Here is a 21,314-nt window from a genome sequence, read left to right on the forward strand (position 1 = left end):
CAGCTTACGCCGTCCGCTCCATCCGTCGCGCGCGATAGGCCTGCGGCGACATCAAGGTCAGCTTGCGGAACGCCTTGCGAAAGCTGCTCTCGTCCTCATAGCCGGCCGTGCGTGCGATGGTCTTGATCGGCTGCGCCGTCGTCTCCAGCAGCGTGCGCGCATGCTCGACGCGGCGGCGCATGATGAAGGCTTGCGGCGGCTCGCGCGTGAGCTCCTGGAACTTCCGGTTCAGCGTGCGCTCGCTGAGGCCGAGTGCATCGGCGAGGCGCTTGACCGTCATCGGGCTCTTGCCGGTGCGGCGAACCAGGAGGTCGGCCCTGGTCAGCAGCGGGTCCTGCGACAGCAAATAGCCGACGGGCATGAAGATCGACTGGGTGCGTTGCGCGGTGTCGATGACGACGTAGTCCGCGCAGAGCTTTGCAATCTCCTTGCCGTCGACCATCTCGATCAGCCTGAGCAGGAGGTCGACCCACGACATCGGTCCGGCCGCGCAGACGATGCGGTCCGCGACGGTGATGACGGCGTCGGCGGCGAGGTCGATGGTGGGATGGCGCTGCCGCAGTTCGCCTTGCAGCCACCAGGTGATGGTGGCGCGGCGGTGGTCGAGCAGGCCGCTGCCTGCAAGCAGGAACACGCCGCTGCAGAATGCGCCGATCAGCCGGCCGCTCGCATGCTGCTGCCGAAGCCAGGCGCCGGCGCGGGCATATAGCGGTTGCAGGCGTTCCGCCGTGACGTGATCGACGAGGTTGCCGGGGACGAGGATCGCGTCGAACCGACCGCGTTTGCCGACCGCGCCATCGACGGCGACCATCTGGCCGCCGCCGGCGCGCACCGGCTTGCCGTCGAGCGAAAGCACCTCCCAGGCGAAGCGCGTTTTCGCACCGCTCTGCTGCATCACGTGATTGGCGAGCGACAGGATGTCGGCGACCCCGGCGATCGCCGAATGCATGCAGCCTTCCAGCGCCAGAATTGCGAGCTTCATGAGACCTCCAGGACAGGGGCGGCGATCCTAGCCGATCGGCGTGGGGCTGCGTGGCGGAAATTGCCCGATCTCTGTCTCATCCGCCACTGCCTTGCCCGCGCCGTCAGGTCCAGTCTCGTGCCGTCGTCACACGACATGATTGGAGAGAAACATGCCTTACGTCACCATTTCCACCGTCCGCGGCATCCTGGATGCCGGGCAGAAGAAGACCCTGCTCGAACGCGTCACCGATCTCCTGGTCGAAGTCGAAGGGCAGGGCAACCCGGACTTCCGCCGCAACGTCTGGGTCAGGATCGAGGAGCAGGAGCCGGCGCACTGGTCGCTGGGCGGCATGCAGCCGACGCCTGAGATCATCGCCGGCATGTTCGGCACGATCGGCGCGGATGGCGTGCGGGTCCCACGGCCGTAGCAGCACAGCGTGCGCGGGCGGACCAGCCAAAGGCATGGTTCGCCACCGCCCTGTGCTCAATCGATCCGCGGGGCGATTTCCATTGCATCGCACAATCACGATCACGACCATGGCCTGCACGCGGACGCATTGAGGTTCGCAAGACGCCCACCATATGTTCTGCAAGGGAGCCCTGCCGTGCAGACCATGAAGGCGGCCCTCGTTGCGGCGATTGGCGTCGTGGCTTTGATCTGCTGCCTCCTTCCCAGCTCAGCGGAGGAGAACGGCCGTCTTGCATTGATCGTTTCGATCGACGGAGCCATCGGCCCTGCGTCGGCCAGCTACGTCAAGGAGGCTTTGGCCAAGGCAAGCGAACGGCGCGCCGAGGTCGTGCTTCTGAGACTGAACACGCCCGGCGGTCTCAATTCCAGCATGCGCGAGATCATCGCGGATGTGCTGGCCTCGCCGATCCCTGTGGTCGGTTACGTCGCGCCCTCCGGCGCCCACGCGGCGAGCGCGGGGACCTATATCCTTTATGCGACCCACATCGCGGCGATGGCGCCGGGCACCAATATTGGCGCCGCGACGCCGGTGCAGATCGGCGGGCCGCTGCCGGGTCTTCCGAGCGGACCCGCGGACAAGGGCGGCAAGGACAAAAAGGACGGTGACCAGCAGAGCGAGTCCAAGGATCAGCCCAAGGATGCGATGACGGCCAAGGCGACCAATGATGCGGTTGCCTTCATCCGCAGCCTTGCGGAGCTGCGCAACCGCAATGTGGACTGGGCGGAGAAGGCGGTCCGTGAGGCTGCCACGCTCTCTGCGAACGCCGCGCTAGAGGCTCACGCCATCGATCTCGTCGCGCGCGATCAGGCTGAATTGCTGAGGCAGATCGATGGTCGCGTGGTCGAGGTCGCAGGCGGCAAGACGCAACGCCTGGTGACGAAGGATGCCGTCGTTGAAGCCATCGATCCCGGACCGATATCCCGCTTCCTGGCGGTGATCACCGATCCAAACGTGGCGTTCATTCTCCTGATGGTCGGCATCTACGGCTTGATCTTCGAGTTCATGTCTCCTGGAGCCGTCGCCCCCGGAGTCGTCGGCGCGATCTGCCTGCTGATCGGCCTCTATGCGCTCAATCTGCTGCCGATCAATTATGCCGGCCTCGCCCTGATGTTGGTTGGACTCGTGCTTCTCACCATCGAAGCCTTCAACCCGACCGTGGTAATCGGGCTCGGAGGGATCATCGCGTTCGTGCTGGGAGCGCTGATGCTTTTCAGGGGCGAGGCGCCGGGCTACCACCTGTCGTGGTGGGTGATAGGCATCACCGCAGCAGTGTTCGCCGGCTTTGCGCTCGTCGTGCTCGGTTCGCTTCGGCGCGTCGGCAGGGCTCCTGCACTGGTCGGCGCGCAGGCCATGCGAGGCTTGCCCGCCGAGGTTCTCGACTGGAATGGGAACGAAGGTCATGTCTTCGCCCATGGTGAGCGCTGGCAGGCGCGCGGCGCCGAAACGTTCAAGCCCGGAGAGACGGTCGAAGTCGCCAACATCGTCGACCTGACGCTGCTGATTCGGCGCGCACCAACAGGCGAGGGAGGTACATCATGATGCTGGAATATCTGACCTATGCGGCGCTCGCGTTGCTTGTCATCATGTTCCTGTCCCAGGCTATTCGAATCCTGCGCGAATACGAGCGTGGCGTCATCTTTACGCTCGGCCGCTTTACCGGCGTGAAGGGCCCGGGCCTCATCATCCTCATTCCGATCGTGCAGCAACTGGTGAAGGTGGATCTGCGGGTGATGGTGCAGGTCGTGCCGCCGCAGGACGTGATTTCGCGGGACAACGTCTCCGTCAAGGTCAACGCCGTTTTGTACTTCCGCATCGTCGACCCCGAACGGGCCATCATCAAGGTCGGCGACTACATGGCCGCCACCAGCCAGCTCGCCCAGACCACCTTGCGCTCGGTGCTCGGCAAGCACGAGCTCGACGAGATGCTGGCCGAGCGCGACAGGTTGAACGCGGACATCCAGGAGATCCTCGACAAGCAGACCGACGTCTGGGGCATCAAGGTCACCGGCATCGAGATCAAGGACGTCGATCTCAATGAAACCATGGTGCGCGCGATTGCCAAACAGGCCGAGGCGGAGCGGTTGCGGCGGGCCAAGGTGATCAATGCGATGGGCGAGCAGCAGGCTGCCGAAAAGCTCGTCGAGGCCGGCCGGATTCTCGCGCAGGAGCCTCAGGCGATGCAACTACGTTATTTCGCGGCCCTGCACGACATCGCGGGCGAACGGTCGTCGACCATCGTCTTTCCGCTGCCGACGGGCCTGCTCGACCATTTTGTGCCGCGGCGCGACAACCCGTAGCCATAAGCGGCAGGATGACCCATCTTCGGCCCAAATGGAGGTGTCGAATATTGCTCCCAACTTAAACGGGAGGAAAATTCGATGACGAAGCATGCCGCCAGACCAGCAAGCCGCCGCCGAAATCGGACATTGATGCTCACCGTCCCGCTGGTCGCCCTCGCACTTTGGTCGTGGGGGATCGATGCGGCGCAGGCCGCAGAGCCGGGCAAGGACGCGACGGCGGCCGGCCTGCCGCGCATTCTCGTGCTTGCGACGGGAGGCACCATCGCAGGCCAGGCCGACACGCGCGCGACCGGCGCGTACAAATCCGGCCAGATCACCGGGGAGCAGTTGATGCAGTCGGTACCGGGCCTGGACAAGCTCGCGAAGCTGAACGCTGAGCAGATTTCGTCGATCGGATCCCAGGACATGAACGACAAGGTCTGGTTTGCCCTGGCCCGCCGCATCCAGGACGCCTTCGACAAGAATGAAGCCGATGGAATCCTCATCACCCACGGCACGGATACGCTGGAGGAGACCGCGTTCTTTCTCGACAATGTCGTGCGCGGCGACAAGCCGGTGGTGATCGTCGGTTCGATGCGTCCGGCCACGGCGGTGAGTGCGGACGGCCCCGGCAATCTGTACGAAGCGGTGCAGGTGGCGGCCGATCCTCGCTCTCGCGGCCGCGGCGTGATGGCCGTGCTGAACGACAAGATCCAAAGCGCCCGCTCGATCACCAAGACCAACACCACGAGCATCGAGACGTTCAGCTCCCCCAATGACGGCCCGATCGGCTATGTCGACAGCGCCGGCGGCATCCGTTTCATGACCCAGGCCGCCGGCTTCAAGCGCACGACCTATCCGCTCCCGGCAGGCGAGCAATTGCCGCGCGTCGAGATCGTCTATTCGCATGCCAACATGGACGCCGTTCCGATCGAGGACGCCATTTCCCACGGCGCCAAGGGCATCGTGCTGGCCGGCGTCGGCGACGGCAACACGTCGAAGCAGGCCCTCGATGCGCTCGAAGCGGCGGCGAAGAAGGGCGTCATCGTCGTCCGCTCGACGCGGGTCCGATCCGGCTTCGTCACCCGGAATGTCGAGGTTGACGACGACAAGAACGGGTTCGTCGTGTCCGAGGACCTCAATCCGCAGAAGGCCCGTGTTCTCACTCAATTGCTGATCGCGGGCGGGGTTACGGCTCCGGCCGAGCTCCAGCGCGCCTTCACTGCAACGTGGTGATTGGGCGCGTCGTGTCCTGCAGGGTGGGTTAGCGTAATCCACCCTGCGACTCCCCAAAACGAAAAGGCGCTCCTCGCGGAGCGCCTTTTGCTTGTCGCAGAGAGTTTGGGCCGCTCAGCCCGAATAGTACATGTCGAACTCGACCGGGTGCGGGGTCATTTCGAAGCGCTCGACCTCGGTCATCTTCAGCTCGATGTAGCTGTCGATGAAGTCGTCGTCGAACACGCCGCCGTTCTTGAGGAAGCCGCGGTCCTTGTCGAGGTTTTCGAGCGCCTCGCGGAGCGAGCCGCACACCGTCGGGATCTGCTTCAGCTCTTCCTTCGGCAGGTCGTAGAGGTCCTTGTCCATCGCCGGACCCGGATCGATCTTGTTCTTGATGCCGTCGAGGCCGGCCATCAGCATCGCGGCGAAGCCGAGATAGGGATTGGCGAGCGGATCGGGGAAGCGCACCTCGACACGCTTGGCCTTCGGCGAAGCGGTGTAGGGGATGCGGCAGGAGGCCGAGCGGTTGCGCGCGGAGTAGGCGAGCAGCACGGGGGCCTCATAGCCCGGGACCAGGCGCTTGTAGGAGTTGGTCGACGGGTTGGTGAAGGCGTTGATCGCCTTGGCGTGCTTGATGATGCCGCCGATGTAGTGAAGGCAGGTCTCCGACAGGTCGGCGTACTTGTTGCCGGCGAACACCGGCTTGCCGTCCTTCCAGATCGACTGGTGCACGTGCATGCCCGAGCCGTTGTCGCCATAAACCGGCTTCGGCATGAAGGTGGCGGTCTTGCCGTAGATGTGCGCGACCTGGTGGATGCAGTACTTGTAGATCTGCATGTGGTCGGCCATCAGCGTCAGCGTGTCGAACTTCATGCCGAGCTCGTGCTGGGCGGACGCGACTTCGTGGTGATGCTTCTCGACCTTGACGCCCATCTTGGCCATGGCGCCGAGCATTTCGGAGCGCATGTCCTGCACGGAGTCCTGCGGCGGCACCGGGAAGTAGCCGCCCTTGGTGCGGACGCGGTGGCCGAGATTGCCGCCTTCATATTCGGTGTCGGAGTTGGTCGGCAGCTCCGAGGAGTCGAGACGGAAGCCGGTGTTGTAGGGGTTGGCGGAGAAGCGCACGTCGTCGAACACGAAGAACTCGGCTTCGGGGCCGACGAACACGCTGTCGCCCACGCCCATCGACTTCACCATGGCCTCGGCCTTCTTGGCGATGCCGCGGGGGTCGCGGTTGTAGGGCTCGCCAGTGGTCGGCTCGAGCACGTCGCAGGTGATGACCATGGTGGTCTCGGCGAAGAACGGGTCGATCGTCGCGGTCACCGGGTCCGGCATCAGGCACATGTCGGACTCGTTGATCGCCTTCCAGCCGGCGATCGAGGAGCCGTCGAACATCGTCCCTTCGGCGAAAATGTCCTCATCGATCATGCTGATGTCGAATGTCACGTGCTGCCACTTGCCGCGCGGATCGGTGAAGCGCAGGTCGACGTATTTGACGTCGTTGTCCTTGATCGATTTCAGGACGTCTTTGGCGGTCTTCATGCATACCCCTTTTGGCTCTGCGGGTCGGTTTCCAGGTGAGCAAGATTGTTCTCGCTTTTGGCGAGTTCGCGCGCGAGCGCACAAACAAAATCAGGCCGCCGAAGCAGCCTTTTTCTTGTCGGAGTGTCGCAAAATGCGGGATAGCACCCGGCTCAGATAGCGTCCAGCCCGGATTCGCCGGTCCGGATGCGGATCGCCTCTTCGATATTGGAGACGAAAATCTTGCCGTCGCCGATGCGCCCGGTCTGCGCGGCGCGGCGGATCGCGTCGATGGCGCGCTCGACCAGATCGTCGCCGATCACGATCTCGATCTTCACCTTGGGGAGGAAATCGACGATGTATTCTGCGCCGCGGTAAAGCTCGGCGTGGCCCTTCTGCCGGCCAAAGCCCTTGGCCTCGGTCACGGTGATGCCTTGCAGGCCGACTTCCTGAAGCGCTTCCTTCACCTCGTCGAGCTTGAATGGCTTGATGATGGCTTCGATTTTCTTCACTGCGCGCCTCCCGGCCTTTCGATCAAATAGCAACGTCTTCGTCAGGATGCGCTTTTCTTAACGCACGATCTTGTCTTCGCTATGCCGGGATGCCTGACCAGCCCGGCAACAACGGCCGGCCACACCCTGATAGATTGCCAGTGAGCACGACGAACCGAAGCGGCTTCCTCGAAAGCAGGGTCTATGCCAAGTTGCAAATGCCCTGATTATTGGAGCGTTATCAGCCTTTTAACGCGCATCTCTGATAGGTGGAGCCGACTGGCTCAAAATACCGCAGACTACGAAATAGGCAATCGGTTCAATATCTGTGCAAATCGTTGTTCTGCCGGGTGGGCCTGTACGGAACGTGCCTGTTGAAAAGGCGTTTGGACCAGGGAAGTGGCATGGAAGTTCTGACCAACGCTGAAATGCAGCGTGCCGACCAGCTCAGTATTGCGGCAGGCACGCCCGGCTTCAAGCTGATGCTCAGCGCGGGGCAGGCGGTCGCGGAGGCCGCCAATGCGCTGGTGGAGGAGGGGCCGATCCTGATCGTGGCCGGTCCCGGCAACAATGGCGGCGACGGTTTTGTCGCAGCCGCGGAGCTCGCCGCGCAAGGGCGCGACGTCTCGGTGATCCTGATGTGCGAGCGCGACCAGCTCCAGGGTGACGCGGCCTCCGCGGCGCGCGGCTGGAAGCACCCGGTGCTGCCGTTCAATCCGCAGGCGATCGGCAAGCCCGCGCTGATCATCGATGCGCTGTTCGGCGCGGGCCTCAGTCGCCCGGTCGACGGCGAGGCGCATGCGATGATCGAAGCGATCAACGCCAACGGCGCCCCGGTGCTCGCGGTCGACCTGCCGAGCGGCATCAACGGCACCAGCGCAGCTGTGATGGGTGCGGCGGTGAACGCCACCGAGACCGTCACCTTCTTCCGCAAGAAGCCGGCGCATTTGCTGCTGCCCGGCCGGATGCATTGCGGCCACGTGCGCGTCGCCGACATCGGCATCGACGCACAGGTGCTGGACGAGATCGCGCCGCGGACCTTCGAGAACGATCCGGATTTCTGGGGCACCGCCTTTCCGGTGCCGCGCATCGACGGCCATAAATACGCACGGGGCCACGTGCTGGCGGTCTCGGGCGATGCCGCCGCGACCGGCGCGGCGCGGCTCGCCGCCCGTGGGGCTTTGCGGGCCGGAGCGGGCCTCGTGACGCTGGCGACCCCGCGCGATGCGCTCGCGATCAATGCCAGCGCGCTCACCGTGGTGATGGTTCGCGCCTGCGACACAGCGGTCGAATTCGGCGCGTTGCTCGGCGACAAACGCTACAACACCTGCCTGATCGGACCCGGCGCGGGCGTCGGCGATCGCACCTGCGATCTGGTCCACACGGCGCTTCACGCGCAGCGGCATCTGGTGCTGGACGCGGATGCGCTGACGAGCTTTGCCGCAAACCCCGAGCGGCTGTTTGAATCGATCAAGTCCTCTGAGGACAGTGCGGTCGTGCTGACGCCGCACGAGGGTGAATTTCCGCGCCTGTTCTCCGACCTCAGCAACAAACATCCGGGCCGCTCGAAGCTGGAGCGAGTCCGCGCCGCCGCCGAGCGCTGTGGTGCGGTCGTGCTGCTGAAGGGGCCGGATACCACCATCGCCGCGCCCGACGGGCGCGCCACCATCGCCGCCAACGCGCCGCCCTGGCTCGCCACCGCCGGCGCCGGCGACGTGCTCGCCGGCATCATCGCAGGACTTCTGGCGCAGGGCGTGCCGGCCTTCGAAGCCGCCAGCATCGGCGTCTGGATGCATGGCGAGGCGGGAAGCGAGGCGGGGCCCGGCCTGATCGCGGAGGACCTGACCGAGACGCTGCCGGCCGTGCACCGGCGGATCTATAATGCGCTCGGGGTGGAGTACTAGTGCTCAGGCTGCTCGCACTCACCGATATGGGCGAGGCCGCGCAGGTCCATCGGATTGCGTTTGACCGGGCGATGCCGTGGCTCGTTGGGCTGCACACACCTGACGAGGACAGCTGGTTCTACCGCGAGCGCGTTTTCACGACGTGCCGTGTGTGGGGACGGTTCGATGATGGCGTCCTGAGCGGGATCATCGCCTTCCGCGAAGGTTGGGTCGAGCAGCTCTATGTGCTTCCCGCCGCCCAGGGGCGCGGCGTCGGCACAGAACTCCTCGATGTCGCCAAGCGGGCCAGCGACCAGCTGGAGCTCTGGACCTTCGAGCGCAACGCGCCGGCGCGGCGCTTCTATGAGGCGCGCGGGTTCGCACTGGTTGAGCAGACCGACGAGGCGCGGAACGAGGAGCGGGAGCCTGATGCTCGCTACCTCTGGACGGGGCGGTAGCCGGTCACTCCACCGCGTACCAGCGCACCAGCCGCGGCGCGGCCCAGTCGGTCACGACGGATTCGATCAGCCAGCGTCCGGGTGAGGTCGCCGCGAATGCGATCCGCTGGGTCTGGCCGGGCTCGATTGCGAGCGTGTCGAGCCAATAGGGTTTCCAGCCGTCGTCGAGCTTGTCGAGCAGGCGGAAATGGTGGCCGTGCAGGTGAAACACGGTCGTGACCGGTCCGGGGTTCTTGAGGGCCAGCACGACGGTGCGGCCGGTCCTGGCGCGGAAGGCCGGATTGGAGGAGACGGAGAAGCTTGCAGGCCGTGCCCAGCCGGCGTCGGGCGCGCCGAGCGCGACATCGAACCGCAGGGCGCCTTTGAGGTCGAGCTTCTCGGGGAGGTCGTTCAGGGGGAGCGGCTGTGGCGGCAACAGCGGCGCGCGCCGCTCGAGCTTGCCTGATATCGTGAGGCTCCCGACCTGGCGCGCCTCCTTGCCGTCATGCAACAGGAATGGGGCCGATGTGGCCGCATCCACGAAGGCGTCGGCGCGTGCGCCGGGGGCGAGCACCAGGGCGCCATTGCGCGCCGGGAATGGCTCGGCCGGCTGTCCGTCCAGGGCCATTACCTGGACCTCGTGGCCTTCCAATTTGATCGCCAGAACAGAACGTTGCGAGCCATTGATAAAGCGCAGCCGCAGCCGCTCGCCGGCCGCGGCTGACAGTTCGAATGAAGTCCGGCCATTGAGGGTAAAGAGCGGTGTCGTGTCCTCGGGCGCGCGGCCGGGCGGAAGCGCGGTCCCATCCGGCCGCAAGCGCCATTCCTCGATCAACATGACCTCGTCGCGGTCGACGGCGACGCGATTTGTCTCGCCGGCGATGATCGGAAGCGGGCGCGCGGGCAACTTCAGACCGTCTTCGAAGAGACGGAAGTCGGCTGCTAGAGTTCCTGCATTCGGTATTGAAACAATTGAAGTTTCAGTCGTATCCGTCGCGGTCGGCGTACGCCCTCGCAACGGGTCGGCCGCAGCCGGGCCATTCAGGCCGTACCAGACTGGCGCAAGCGGGACAGGCAGGTCGTTCCGGAAGACCACCTCGCAGCGGTCGCCTCGCTTGAGACGGACGTTCCCGATATGGCTTACGGCGGCGAGCTCCCAGATCGGTGTCGCCGACTGACCCGGTCTGAGCGCCAGCGTTGCCGGCCTTGCCTGCAGGGCGAGCTGGGCGGTGACAGCGGAGGTTGCGCCGCCGGCGATCAGCCCGGCCGCGGAGGCTCCAAGTCCGGCTCCAAGTCCAGCTCCAAGTCCGGCCAAAACCTCACGCCGGGTCGGGTCAGAGATCCGCGTTTTCATGGTTCGATGCGGACCATGAAGCGCTGGATAAGTCCAGCCGTCGCGCCTACTTAAAGCCGGACTCTATCGGGCCATTTTTTTGCTGCGAACAGTCAGGCACATGCTATAAGCCCGGCCGCCCGCGGCATCGCGGCCGGTCTTGATGCAAATTCACGCGGGCGTGGCGGAACTGGTAGACGCGCTGGATTTAGGTTCCAGTGACGAAAGTTGTGGGGGTTCGAGTCCCTCCGCCCGCACCAAGCGCTTTCAGCGTTTGCACGGATTACCGAAGGGCTGCTTCCTCACGGAGTGTTTCCGGCGGAAGTGGTCCGATGAACCACCGGCGTTGAGGCGTCTTGCCTCGCGCCGGTTCGATTAATGACAGCGTCCCGACGCATGCGTGCCGGGGCCGAGCGAGAAGAAGATTGGACGCCATGCAGGTCACAGAAACCCTCTCGGAAGGTTTGAAGCACGAGTTCAAGATCAGCGTTCCCGCGTCTGATCTCGACGCCAAGGCTGGTGCCAAACTCGTCGATCTCAAGGACAAGGTCCGCATCAACGGCTTCCGCCCCGGCAAGGTGCCGGTCGCTCACCTGAAGAAGGTCTATGGCCGCTCGGTGATGGCCGAGACCATCGACCAGACCATCCGCGACACCAACACGCAGCTGTTCTCCGACCGCGGTTTCCGCCTCGCGACCGAGCCGAAGATCACCATGCCGACCGAGCAGGCCGAGGTCGAGGAGCTGCTCAACGGCAAAACCGATCTGACCTACACGGTTGCGATCGAGGTGGTGCCTGCGATTGCGCTCGCCGACTTCAAGAGCTTCCAGGTCGAGAAGCCCGTTGCTGACGTGTCCGACACCGATGTCGACGAGGCCATCAAGCGCATCGCCGACAGCAACCGCGGCTATGCTGCCAAGGCCGAGGGCGCCAAGGCCGAGTCGGGCGACCGCGTCACCATCAACTTCAAGGGCACCATCAACGGCGAAGTCTTCGAGGGCGGCACCGGCGAGGGCATCCAGGTCGCGATCGGTTCCAATACCTTCATCCCCGGCTTCGAGGAGCAGCTCACCGGCATCGGCGCGGGCGAGACGCGTACGCTGAAAGTGTCGTTCCCCAAGAACTACATGAACGACAAGCTCGCCGGCCAGCCGGCCGAGTTCGAGACCACCGCGACCTCGATCGAGGCGCCGCAGGACGTCGCGATCGATGACGAGTTCGCCAAGACGCTGGGCCTCGAATCGCTGGACAAGCTGAAGGAAGCCGCGCGCGAGCGTCTGGCTGCCGAGTTCGCCGGCGCGACGCGCCAGCGCGTCAAGCGTGCGCTGCTCGACCGCCTCGACGAGGCGCATCGCTTCGAAGCGCCGCCGTCGCTCGTCGACGAGGAGTTCAATCTGATGTGGAACTCGGTCAAGGCCGAGATGGATTCGGCCGGCAAGACCTTCGCGGACGAGGATACCACCGAAGACAAGGCCAAGGACGAGTACCGCAAGATCGCCGACCGCCGCGTTCGGCTCGGCCTCGTGCTGTCCGAGATCGGCGAGAAGAACAAGATCACCGTGACCGACGACGAGGTCGGCCGCGCCGTCATCGAGCGCGCTCGCTCGATGCCGGGCCGCGAGAAGGAAGTCTGGGACTATTACCGCAGCAACGCCCAGGCGTTGGCCCAGCTTCGTGCACCGATCTACGAGGACAAGGTCGTCGACTTCATCCTCGAGCTCGCCAACGTGACCGAGAAGAAGGTCTCGCGCGAGGACCTGTACAAGGACGAGGACGCGGAAAAGACCGCAGCCTGAAGGCTCTAGAGCGTTTTCGAGCGAAGTGGATACCGGTTCGCGTAAAGAAAACGCGTCAAACTTAGAATCTAGAGTCCCGTTCCAATTCCATCGGAACGGGGCTCAAGAACAGCCTTCCATTAAGGATGATCATCAAAGGGGCCCGGCTAGCCATCTGGCTGGCTGGGCCTGTTTGCGAGAATCAGCTTCAAGTGCCCCGTGGATTAAGCCTTAATTCGCTCCGCACTTGTCTGGCGCGAATTGGGCTATATCTGTCGGTACGGCCTGTACCCAAGTCTTCTACCAAGCGTTCTACCTCTACCCACTTCCTGCATCACTGGCGTCCATCGGCCTTCCGGCAAATCCAGCCAAACTGGCAGCCAAGACTGGCAATGTCCGCCTCCTAAAACCCTAGGTGACTCATGCGCGATCCGGTTGAAACCTACATGAACCTCGTGCCCATGGTGGTCGAGCAGACCAACCGTGGCGAGCGCGCCTACGACATCTTCTCGCGCCTGTTGAAGGAGCGCATCATTTTCCTGACCGGGCCGGTCGAGGACGGCATGTCGACGCTGGTGGTCGCGCAGCTCCTGTTCCTTGAAGCGGAAAATCCGAAGAAGGAGATCTCGATGTACATCAACTCGCCGGGCGGCGTGGTGACGTCGGGCCTCGCGATCTACGACACCATGCAATTCATCCGCCCGCCGGTCTCGACGCTGTGCACGGGCCAGGCCGCCTCGATGGGCTCGCTGCTGCTCTGCGCCGGCGAGAAGGACATGCGCTTCTCGCTGCCGAACGCGCGCATCATGGTGCATCAGCCCTCCGGCGGCTTCCAGGGCCAGGCCACCGACATCATGCTGCACGCGCAGGAAATCCTGAACCTGAAGAAGCGGCTCAACGAGATCTACGTGAAGCACACCGGTCAGACCTACAAGACGATCGAGGACGCGCTGGAACGCGACAAGTTCCTCACCGCGAACGACGCCAAGGAGTTCGGGCTGGTCGACAGGGTCATCGACAAGCGCGCCGAAGAGCCGGCGGCGAAACCGCAGTAACGCGAACGGGGCTGCAACATCGATCCCTGGAATACCTATGGGGATTTCTCGGGATCGTCAGGGCGACGTTCACGTTAACGGCGCACTACGCGGCGGCGCAAAAAACAGTCTTGCGCCCCGCGACAGGCAGAAAGTTCCGCTTTCGTGCTTGTTTTTCGTGGCAATCCAGCAACTCCGGGGCGATTTCGATCACTTCGTCCGTGCCAAGACGTGAAATCACGGTATTGTCACGGGTAGCCAGCGCCCCCTCGATTAGCGAATTCTTGATAGTCGGGTGACAGCATGGTTGGCTACGATTGATCGGCTATGATCGCGGAGAATCGAGTGACCGTGATTCGCACGGGATGTAACGCGTAGGGTCTTTCTTGGTACGGAATTTGCTCTATTTGAACTTCATACGGCATGCGTGCCGGAATGGAGCGATCGAGCGGAGCGGGATCGAACCGCGGACGGAGACATGAATGAGTAAGGTCGGCACGAGCGACTCCAAGAACACACTGTATTGCTCGTTCTGCGGCAAGAGCCAGCACGAAGTCCGCAAACTGATCGCGGGTCCCACGGTCTTCATCTGCGACGAGTGCGTTGAGCTCTGCATGGACATCATCCGCGAGGAAAACAAATCCTCGCTCGTGAAGTCGCGCGACGGCATTCCGACGCCGAAGGAAATCTGCAAGGTCCTGGACGATTACGTCATCGGCCAGAGCCATGCGAAGAAGGTCCTGTCGGTCGCGGTGCACAATCACTACAAGCGCCTCAACCACCAGACCAAGCACAACGACGTTGAGCTCGCGAAGTCGAACATCTTGCTGATCGGTCCGACCGGTTCGGGCAAGACGCTGCTCGCGCAGACGCTCGCCCGCATCCTGGACGTGCCGTTCACGATGGCCGATGCAACGACGCTGACCGAAGCCGGCTATGTCGGCGAGGACGTCGAGAACATCATCCTGAAGCTGCTCCAGGCCGCCGACTACAATGTCGAGCGCGCCCAGCGCGGCATCGTCTACATCGATGAAATCGACAAGATCAGCCGCAAGTCCGACAATCCCTCGATCACGCGCGACGTGTCGGGTGAGGGCGTGCAGCAGGCGCTGCTGAAGATCATGGAAGGCACGGTGGCTTCGGTCCCGCCGCAGGGCGGCCGCAAGCATCCGCAGCAGGAGTTCCTGCAGGTGGATACCACCAACATCCTGTTCATCTGCGGCGGTGCGTTCGCCGGCCTCGAGAAGATCATCTCGGCGCGCGGGCGGTCGACCTCGATCGGCTTCGCCGCCCAGGTGCTCGCGCCGGAGGATCGCCGTACCGGCGAGATCTTCCGCCACGTCGAGCCTGAGGACCTCCTGAAGTACGGTCTCATCCCCGAATTCGTCGGCCGTCTGCCGGTCGTGGCGACGCTCGAGGATCTGGACGAGACTTCGCTGAAGAAGATCCTCACCGAGCCGAAGAACGCGCTGGTGAAACAGTACCAGCGGCTGTTCGAAATGGAGAACATCGAGCTGACCTTCGCCGACGAGGCGCTTGGCGCGGTCGCCCGCAAGGCGATCGAGCGCAAGACCGGCGCGCGTGGTCTGCGTTCGATCCTCGAGGCGATCCTGCTCGAGACCATGTTCGACCTGCCGGGCCTGGAAGGTGTGGAAGAAGTCGTGATTTCGCGCGAAGTCGTGGAAGGTACGGCCCGTCCGCTCTACATCTACGCCGATCGGTCCGATCGCGCCGTCGAGAACGCCAGCGCCTGATTTGCGGCGCTGGGACGCTCCAATCGTCTTTGATAGTAGCGGCTGCGGAATGGTTCTCCGCAGCCGATCTTGCGTCGCTTATACGCGTGCGTAAGCGCCTGATGGCGCGCGTCTTTCAATGACTTGACACCCCCCCGGTCGATAGCCACCTAATGTCGACGGCGAGCGAAAATTCTCTTCAAGATTCGCCTCAGTTCCGATCCGGCAAGCCCGGTCCAACCTTAGAATGGTAGGCCGGTTTTGTGGATCACCTCGGCACCTTGTGGCGGTTGCGCATGAGCATGGCGGGCTGCGTGCAAGGGGGCAAAGCAAAAGGAAAAGGCCATGACTAATCCAAAACCCCGGCCAACCATCGTCCATGGCGAAACGCACGCCTATCCCGTGCTGCCGCTGCGCGACATCGTCGTCTTCCCGCACATGATCGTTCCGCTCTTCGTCGGTCGCGAGAAGTCGATCCGCGCGCTCGAAGAGGTGATGAAGAACGACGCGCTGATCATGCTCGCGACGCAGAAGAACGCGTCCGACGATGATCCGGCGCCCGATGCCATTTACGAGACCGGTACGCTCGCCAGCGTGCTTCAGCTCTTGAAGCTTCCCGACGGCACCGTGAAGGTGCTGGTCGAAGGGCTCGAGCGTGCGCGCGTGCAGAAATACACCGATCGCAGCGAGTACTACGAAGCGACCGCGATTGCGCTCGCCGACACCGATGCGAAGTCGGTCGAGGCGGAGGCACTGTCGCGCTCGGTCGTGTCCGATTTCGAAAGCTATGTGAAGCTCAACAAGAAGATCTCGGCCGAGGTCGTCGGGGTCGTGCAGGCGATCACCGATTTCGCCAAGCTCGCCGACACCGTTGCCTCGCATCTCGCCGTCAAGATTGCGGATCGCCAGCAAATCCTGGAGACGCTGTCGGTCACCACGCGCCTCGAGAAGGTGCTGGGCCTGATGGAGAGCGAGATCTCGGTGCTGCAGGTCGAGAAGCGCATCCGCTCGCGCGTCAAGCGCCAGATGGAGAAGACCCAGCGCGAGTATTATCTCAACGAGCAGATGAAGGCGATCCAGAAGGAGCTCGGCGACGACGACGGTCGCGACGAACTCGCCGATCTCGAAGAGAAGATCTCCAAGACCAAGCTCTCCAAGGAAGCGCGCGAGAAGGCGCAGCATGAGTTGAAGAAGCTGCGCCAGATGTCGCCGATGTCCGCGGAAGCGACCGTCGTGCGCAACTATCTGGATTGGCTGCTGTCGATCCCGTGGAACAAGAAGTCCAAGGTGAAGAAGGATCTGGAATCGGCGCAGGCGGTTCTGGATGCCGATCACTACGGGCTGGAGAAGGTCAAGGACCGTATCGTCGAGTATCTCGCGGTGCAGTCGCGCGCCAACAAGCTGACGGGCCCGATCCTGTGCCTCGTCGGACCGCCCGGCGTCGGCAAGACCTCGCTCGGCAAGTCGATCGCGAAGGCGACCGGACGTGAGTTCGTGCGCGTCTCGCTCGGCGGCGTGCGCGACGAGGCCGAGATCCGCGGTCATCGCCGCACCTATATCGGTTCGATGCCCGGCAAGATCATCCAGTCGATGCGGAAGGCGAAGTCGTCCAATCCGCTGTTCCTGCTGGACGAGATCGACAAGATGGGCGCCGATTTCCGCGGCGATCCGTCTTCGGCGCTGCTTGAGGTCCTCGACCCCGAGCAGAATGGGACCTTCAACGACCACTACCTCGAGGTCGACTACGATCTGTCCAATGTGATGTTCATCACGACCGCGAATACGCTCAATATTCCGGGGCCGCTGATGGACCGCATGGAGATCATCCGGATCGCGGGCTACACCGAGAACGAGAAGGTCGAGATCGCGCGCAAGCATCTGATCCCGAACGCGGTGTCCAAGCACGGCCTGGACTCCAAGGAGTTCTCGATCGACGACGACGCGCTGCTGCTGTTGATCCGCCGCTACACCCGCGAAGCGGGCGTGCGTAATCTGGAGCGTGAGCTCTCCACACTCGCCCGCAAGGCGGTGAAGGAGCTGATGATCTCCAAGAAGAAGTCGGTCAAGGTCACCGAGAAGACTCTGGAAGAGCTTCTGGGCGTGCCGAAGTACCGCTACGGCGAGATCGAGAGCGAGCCGCAGGTTGGCATCGTCACGGGCCTTGCATGGACCGATGTCGGCGGTGAGCTCTTGACCATCGAAGGCGTCATGATGCCCGGCAAGGGCAAGATGACGGTCACGGGCAATCTGCGCGACGTGATGAAGGAATCGATCTCGGCGGCGGCGTCCTACGTGCGCTCGCGTGCGATCGTCTACGGCATCGAGCCGCCGCTGTTCGACCGGCGCGACATCCACGTGCACGTGCCGGAAGGCGCGACGCCGAAGGACGGTCCGTCGGCGGGCGTGGCAATGGCCACCGCGATCATCTCGGTCATGACCGGCATTCCGGTCCGCCACGATGTCGCGATGACCGGCGAGATCACGCTGCGCGGCCGTGTGCTGCCGATCGGCGGCCTGAAGGAGAAGCTGCTGGCTGCTGCCCGCGGCGGCATCAAGATGGTGCTGATCCCCGAGGACAACGCCAAGGATCTCACGGAGATTTCCGATGCGATCAAGGGCGGCATGGAGATCATCCCGGTGTCGCGACTGGACGACGTCGTCGCCAAGGCGCTGGTGAAGAAGCCGGTGCCGATCGTCTGGGAAGAGGACACCAAGGTGACGGTGAAGCCGGACGGGGACGAGGCCGCCGGCGGACTGACCGCTCACTGAGGTTCAGCGAAAGATGATAAAACGGCGCCTTCGGGCGCCGTTTTTGTTTTGGGGGCAGGGATCAGGGCGATGCAGATCGACGGGCAGTGCCATTGCGGGCAGATCACCTTCGAGGCCGAGATCGATCCCGAAACGGTGTCGGTCTGCCATTGCCGGGATTGTCAGACCCTGACGGGATCGCCGTTCCGGGTGACCGCGATCTGTAGCAACGCCGACGTCAGGCTGACCAGCGGCACGCCAAAAGTCTACGGCAAGCGCGGCGACAACGGCCGGATGCGCTTCCAGCACTTCTGCGCCGACTGCGGTTCCCCGCTGTTCACCAGCGGCGAGGGCGACCAGGCTGACGATTGGGGCATCCGCTGGGGCTCAATCCGCCAGCGCGACAAATTGCGGCCCGTCAGGCAGATCTGGTGCCAGTCGGCGGCGGTGTGGATCGACGCGGTGCCGTTGCTGCCGGGGAGGCCGGGGGATTAGGCTGGCTTGCCAAGCCGAAGCTCGCCGCAAAAAGCCCGCCTTCGCCCGTTGGGATTCGGCGTGGCAGCCTGCGTCGCTGCGCGAGCGCAGGCTGGTGGGCGGTCACGGATTCGAACCGCGGACCCTCTCGGTGTAAACGAGATGCTCTAACCAGCTGAGCTAACCGCCCCAAGGCGCCTCTTTAGCCCTCCCGCGGGTGTTCGAGCAAGGCCCGAACGCATCGCAAACAGGGCTCGAGCAAGACCGCCTTTGTGATGATTGTCACAGGCGTCCGCCCGCGAGTCGGCCAATGTCCACCGCAATTCACGATGGAGGGGTGGCCAATGTGTGCCCTGCTGGACCTCATCTACCGACATTGTTGCCGGGCGTGTTTGCGCGAAGTGCGACGCATGAGCCGCCGCGGCTCGATCGTTCCAATTTGGTAGTTCCGGCTGACGGCGCGCCGATTTGGCCGCTGGCGGCTGTCCTGGCTCGTTGCGCCTGGCATCGGACGTCCACGAGCCGCCCTCCAAGGGTCCAAAATTGCCCTTTTTCGGTCATCTTTTTGATCGCCATCCGAACCAACGTTACGGCTCCCTGTGGCAGCGTGGAGTATCGCCGTGATGAGTGATCTTCGCATCAAGCTGGAAAGGTACGAGTCGAAAGCCGCCCACTGTATGAAAGCGGCTCAAGAAGCTCCTGATGAGGCCGGTCGGGCCTTCTACGAGGAGCTTGCCAACTATTACGACGAGCTGGCAGCCGACTTTCGCCGCGTCCTCGCCAAGCGAACCGGAGTTTCGCTCGCGGCCGAATGATCCGGCGTAGTGCAGGTCGGCAGTTGAAGACCTCGGCGGTCCGTCAACCTCTGACGCCGTGTCGTGCGGCGTGAACGCAAGAACGTCTCGCTGACAGGTGGACCGAACAGGCCGCCTCAGTTGACGGCGTCTTTGCTTTTCGGCATCGGGGTCTTTCGACCAAGCTGCCGGAGGGGATCCATGGAACAGCCAAGCGGACACGCAGAGAATGCCGACCAGATCGCCTATTGGAACGGTCCGAGCGGGCAGCGCTGGGCCGATCGGCACGCTGCCCAGGAAAGCTTGCTTGGACCCATCGCCGACGTGCTGATTGATCGCGCCAGGCCGAAGCCGGGCGAGCGCGTGCTCGATGTCGGCTGCGGCTCCGGTGCGACGACGTTCGCGTTCGCGAAGGCTGTCGCGCCCGATGGCTTCGCGCTCGGCCTCGACGTCTCCGACCCGATGCTGGCGCAGGCGCGCGCGTTTGCGCCAAAAGGCCTGCCGCTCGATTTCGTGCTGGCGGATGCGACGGTCCATCCGTTCGAGCCGGCGAGCTTTGACCTGTTGGCGTCGCGCTTCGGCGTGATGTTCTTCGCCGATCCCATTGCGTCCTTCACCAACCTCCGCCGCGCGCTGAAGCCGACCGGACGGCTCGCCTTCGCCTGCTGGCGCGAGCCGAAGGAAAATCCGTGGATGATGGCGCCGCTGATGGCGGTCTACAAACATGTCCCGAAGATGCCGCCGGTCGGGCCGGAAGAACCGGGCCCGTTCGCCTTCGCCTCGGAAGAGCGCGTGATGCGCATCCTGAAAGGTGCAGGCTTCGTGGACGTGGCTATGGAGCCGCATAATCTGGCGATGGATGTCGCAATCGGCGGTGGGCTTGATGCCGCGGTCGAGGGCTCGCTCCAGATTGGCCCCGCCAGCCGCGCGCTGCAAGGCCATCCGCCGGAGACATATGCCGCTGCAAAAGCCTCGATCCGCGAGATGCTCGCGCCGTTCATGAAGGGACAAAGCGTAGCGTTGCAGGGCGCGATCTGGATCGTCACGGCGAAGGCGGCGTAGGCGACGCTCTATCCACCGTCATTGCGAGCGTAGCGAAGCAATCCAGACTGCCTCCGCGGAGACAGTCTGGATTGCTTCGTCGCTTCGCTCCTCGCAATGACGGCGTGGATGGGCCTGTGAGTCCTAAACCACATCATCCGGCGCGAGCGCGCAGCCATTGTCGGGATGCGTCTCGATCTGGAGCGTGGTGTGGCCGATGCGGAACGACGCCCTCAGCATCTGCGCCGTCTCCATCAGGAATGCATCGCCGGCGCCGCCGGGCATGACGAGATGGCAGGTTAGCGCCGTCTCGGTGGTCGAGATCGGCCAGACGTGGAGATCATGGATTCCCGAGACGCCGGGCCGCTCCAGCAGAAAGATCTTGATTGCGGCGATGTCGGTGCCCTTGGGTGCCGCCGCCATCGACATATCGATGGAGCCGCGCAGCAGGCTGGTGGTGCTCCAGAGGATGGTGGCGCAGATGACGAGGCTGGTGACGGGATCGAGCCAGAGCCAGCCGGTCCAGATGATCAGCGCCGCCGAGATCACGACGCCAAGCGAGACCGCGGCGTCGGCCGCCATGTGCAGATAGGCGCCCTCGATGTTGATGTCGTCCTTGCGTCCGCGCGCGAACAGCATGGCGGTAAAACCGTTGATGAGGATGCCGATACCGGCGACCACCATCACGGTGACGCCTGCGACCGGCTCCGGCTCGCGCAGCCGCAAGATCGCTTCCCAGCCGATCGCGCCGGTCGCGACCAGCAGGAACACCGCGTTCGCCAGCGCCGCCAGGATGGTGGAGGCGCGAAAGCCATAGGTGAAGCGGCCGCTCGGCGCGCGCCTTGCCGCGATCGACGCGCACCAGGCCACGACCAGGCCGAGCACGTCGCTGAGGTTATGGCCGGCATCGGCGAGCAGGGCGGTGGAGTTGCCGATATAGCCGTAGATCGCCTCGGCCACGACCAGCGCGGTGTTGAGCGAAATGCCGATCGCGAACGCCGTGCCGAAATCGGCGGGCGCATGGACATGCGCGTGGCCAGGACCGTGGCTATGCCCGTGGTCATGCCCGTGGCCGGCATGATCATGGTGGTGATGTCCGTGATGGTCGTGGCTGCCCAAA

18 protein-coding genes and 2 tRNA genes are annotated in these 21,314 nt (G+C 63.9%); 14 read left to right on the forward strand and 6 right to left on the reverse strand.

Annotated elements, in window-relative coordinates; translation table 11 throughout:
* Positions 1-4: 4 nt before the first annotated feature.
* The gene (locus ABIB95_RS31925; protein WP_354245341.1) at positions 5-982 is read right to left on the reverse strand and encodes a GlxA family transcriptional regulator; all 978 of its coding nucleotides are present in this window, start codon (positions 980-982) and stop codon (positions 5-7) included.
* 151 nt (positions 983-1,133) lie between these two features.
* Here ABIB95_RS31925 and ABIB95_RS31930 point away from each other — a divergent pair, with 151 nt between their 5' ends.
* The 4 genes from ABIB95_RS31930 (at position 1,134) to ABIB95_RS31945 (ending at position 4,948) form a co-directional block, all read left to right on the forward strand.
* Positions 1,134-1,391 carry a tautomerase family protein gene (locus tag ABIB95_RS31930; protein ID WP_014494824.1) on the forward strand — a complete coding sequence of 86 codons (258 nt, stop codon included), beginning with the start codon at positions 1,134-1,136 and terminating at the stop codon, positions 1,389-1,391.
* Between the two features lie 177 nt (positions 1,392-1,568).
* Positions 1,569-2,972 carry an NfeD family protein gene (locus ABIB95_RS31935; protein ID WP_085400722.1) on the forward strand — a complete coding sequence of 468 codons (1,404 nt, stop codon included), beginning with the start codon at positions 1,569-1,571 and terminating at the stop codon, positions 2,970-2,972.
* Positions 2,969-3,730, forward strand: a complete 762-nt coding sequence (locus ABIB95_RS31940; RefSeq protein ID WP_063982951.1) for a slipin family protein — start codon at positions 2,969-2,971, stop codon at positions 3,728-3,730. The genes ABIB95_RS31935 and ABIB95_RS31940 overlap by 4 nt, the downstream gene beginning before the upstream one ends.
* An 81-nt stretch (positions 3,731-3,811) precedes the next feature.
* Entirely contained in the window at positions 3,812-4,948 is a 1,137-nt protein-coding gene (locus tag ABIB95_RS31945) for an asparaginase (protein WP_354245346.1), read from the forward strand.
* A 114-nt stretch (positions 4,949-5,062) separates the two neighbouring features.
* Here ABIB95_RS31945 and glnA read toward each other — a convergent pair whose 3' ends face one another.
* The gene (glnA, locus tag ABIB95_RS31950; RefSeq protein WP_063982953.1) at positions 5,063-6,472 is read right to left on the reverse strand and encodes a type I glutamate--ammonia ligase; all 1,410 of its coding nucleotides are present in this window, start codon (positions 6,470-6,472) and stop codon (positions 5,063-5,065) included.
* Between the two features lie 152 nt (positions 6,473-6,624).
* Complete coding sequence (locus ABIB95_RS31955; protein ID WP_007603495.1) at positions 6,625-6,963, reverse strand: P-II family nitrogen regulator; 339 nt, start codon at positions 6,961-6,963, stop codon at positions 6,625-6,627.
* Between the two features lie 383 nt (positions 6,964-7,346).
* On the opposite strand from ABIB95_RS31955, the gene ABIB95_RS31960 reads away from it, so the two are divergent.
* Together ABIB95_RS31960 and ABIB95_RS31965 are read left to right on the forward strand one after the other, a co-directional pair.
* The gene (locus tag ABIB95_RS31960; RefSeq protein ID WP_071913331.1) at positions 7,347-8,846 is read left to right on the forward strand and encodes a bifunctional ADP-dependent NAD(P)H-hydrate dehydratase/NAD(P)H-hydrate epimerase; all 1,500 of its coding nucleotides are present in this window, start codon (positions 7,347-7,349) and stop codon (positions 8,844-8,846) included.
* Positions 8,846-9,283, forward strand: a complete 438-nt coding sequence (locus tag ABIB95_RS31965) for a GNAT family N-acetyltransferase (RefSeq protein WP_354245349.1) — start codon at positions 8,846-8,848, stop codon at positions 9,281-9,283. The genes ABIB95_RS31960 and ABIB95_RS31965 overlap by 1 nt, the downstream gene beginning before the upstream one ends.
* Before the next feature lie 4 nt (positions 9,284-9,287).
* Here the strand turns inward: ABIB95_RS31965 and ABIB95_RS31970 are convergent, their stop codons facing one another.
* Complete coding sequence (locus ABIB95_RS31970; protein ID WP_354245352.1) at positions 9,288-10,616, reverse strand: multicopper oxidase domain-containing protein; 1,329 nt, start codon at positions 10,614-10,616, stop codon at positions 9,288-9,290.
* A gap of 154 nt (positions 10,617-10,770) precedes the next feature.
* On the opposite strand from ABIB95_RS31970, the gene ABIB95_RS31975 reads away from it, so the two are divergent.
* From ABIB95_RS31975 to ABIB95_RS32000, 6 genes are all read left to right on the forward strand, one after another.
* Positions 10,771-10,855 (forward strand) — tRNA-Leu (locus ABIB95_RS31975).
* Positions 10,856-11,029: 174 nt separating this feature from the next.
* Positions 11,030-12,391: a trigger factor gene (gene tig / locus ABIB95_RS31980; protein ID WP_085400716.1), complete on the forward strand. Its 1,362-nt coding sequence runs from the start codon at positions 11,030-11,032 to the stop codon at positions 12,389-12,391.
* A gap of 401 nt (positions 12,392-12,792) precedes the next feature.
* On the forward strand, positions 12,793-13,425 hold the full coding sequence (locus ABIB95_RS31985; protein WP_063982958.1) for an ATP-dependent Clp protease proteolytic subunit: 633 nt from the start codon (positions 12,793-12,795) through the stop codon (positions 13,423-13,425).
* 461 nt (positions 13,426-13,886) lie between these two features.
* Positions 13,887-15,158 (forward strand): ATP-dependent Clp protease ATP-binding subunit ClpX, encoded by a 1,272-nt coding sequence (clpX, locus tag ABIB95_RS31990; protein WP_014494834.1) that lies wholly within the window; start codon positions 13,887-13,889, stop codon positions 15,156-15,158.
* Between the two features lie 324 nt (positions 15,159-15,482).
* Positions 15,483-17,906, forward strand: coding sequence for an endopeptidase La (gene lon, locus ABIB95_RS31995; RefSeq protein WP_063982959.1), 2,424 nt, complete (start codon positions 15,483-15,485; stop codon positions 17,904-17,906).
* A 69-nt stretch (positions 17,907-17,975) separates the two neighbouring features.
* Positions 17,976-18,380, forward strand: a complete 405-nt coding sequence (locus ABIB95_RS32000) for a GFA family protein (RefSeq protein ID WP_354245356.1) — start codon at positions 17,976-17,978, stop codon at positions 18,378-18,380.
* A gap of 92 nt (positions 18,381-18,472) precedes the next feature.
* Here the strand turns inward: ABIB95_RS32000 and ABIB95_RS32005 are convergent.
* A tRNA-Val gene (locus ABIB95_RS32005) sits at positions 18,473-18,549 on the reverse strand.
* A gap of 433 nt (positions 18,550-18,982) precedes the next feature.
* On the opposite strand from ABIB95_RS32005, the gene ABIB95_RS32010 reads away from it, so the two are divergent.
* Complete coding sequence (locus tag ABIB95_RS32010; RefSeq protein WP_014494837.1) at positions 18,983-19,174, forward strand: hypothetical protein; 192 nt, start codon at positions 18,983-18,985, stop codon at positions 19,172-19,174.
* 180 nt (positions 19,175-19,354) lie between these two features.
* Positions 19,355-20,215 (forward strand): class I SAM-dependent methyltransferase, encoded by an 861-nt coding sequence (locus tag ABIB95_RS32015; protein ID WP_354245359.1) that lies wholly within the window; start codon positions 19,355-19,357, stop codon positions 20,213-20,215.
* Positions 20,216-20,338: 123 nt separating this feature from the next.
* On the opposite strand, the gene ABIB95_RS32020 is transcribed toward ABIB95_RS32015, so the two are convergent.
* A complete protein-coding gene (locus ABIB95_RS32020; protein ID WP_354245362.1) occupies positions 20,339-21,313 on the reverse strand; it encodes a cation diffusion facilitator family transporter in 975 nt (324 codons plus the stop codon).
* Position 21,314 lies beyond the last annotated feature (1 nt).

The sequence above is a fragment of the Bradyrhizobium sp. LA2.1 genome (assembly GCF_040547725.1).
In the GTDB taxonomy this organism is placed as follows: Bacteria; Pseudomonadota; Alphaproteobacteria; order Rhizobiales; family Xanthobacteraceae; genus Bradyrhizobium; species Bradyrhizobium barranii.

Bases quoted from the DNA above. Each gene is read 5' to 3' on its own strand.
- ABIB95_RS31925 (WP_354245341.1), bottom strand. From the start codon at position 982: ATGAAGCTCGCAATTCTGGCGCTGGAAGGCTGCATGCATTCGGCGATC.
- ABIB95_RS31930 (WP_014494824.1), top strand. From the start codon at position 1,134: ATGCCTTACGTCACCATTTCCACCGTCCGCGGCATCCTGGATGCCGGG.
- ABIB95_RS31940 (WP_063982951.1), top strand. From the start codon at position 2,969: ATGATGCTGGAATATCTGACCTATGCGGCGCTCGCGTTGCTTGTCATC.
- ABIB95_RS31945 (WP_354245346.1), top strand. From the start codon at position 3,812: ATGACGAAGCATGCCGCCAGACCAGCAAGCCGCCGCCGAAATCGGACA.
- glnA (WP_063982953.1), bottom strand. From the start codon at position 6,472: ATGAAGACCGCCAAAGACGTCCTGAAATCGATCAAGGACAACGACGTC.
- ABIB95_RS31960 (WP_071913331.1), top strand. From the start codon at position 7,347: ATGGAAGTTCTGACCAACGCTGAAATGCAGCGTGCCGACCAGCTCAGT.
- ABIB95_RS31970 (WP_354245352.1), bottom strand. From the start codon at position 10,616: ATGAAAACGCGGATCTCTGACCCGACCCGGCGTGAGGTTTTGGCCGGA.
- tig (WP_085400716.1), top strand. From the start codon at position 11,030: ATGCAGGTCACAGAAACCCTCTCGGAAGGTTTGAAGCACGAGTTCAAG.
- ABIB95_RS31985 (WP_063982958.1), top strand. From the start codon at position 12,793: ATGCGCGATCCGGTTGAAACCTACATGAACCTCGTGCCCATGGTGGTC.
- clpX (WP_014494834.1), top strand. From the start codon at position 13,887: ATGAGTAAGGTCGGCACGAGCGACTCCAAGAACACACTGTATTGCTCG.
- lon (WP_063982959.1), top strand. From the start codon at position 15,483: ATGACTAATCCAAAACCCCGGCCAACCATCGTCCATGGCGAAACGCAC.
- ABIB95_RS32000 (WP_354245356.1), top strand. From the start codon at position 17,976: ATGCAGATCGACGGGCAGTGCCATTGCGGGCAGATCACCTTCGAGGCC.
- ABIB95_RS32010 (WP_014494837.1), top strand. From the start codon at position 18,983: ATGAGTGATCTTCGCATCAAGCTGGAAAGGTACGAGTCGAAAGCCGCC.
- ABIB95_RS32015 (WP_354245359.1), top strand. From the start codon at position 19,355: ATGGAACAGCCAAGCGGACACGCAGAGAATGCCGACCAGATCGCCTAT.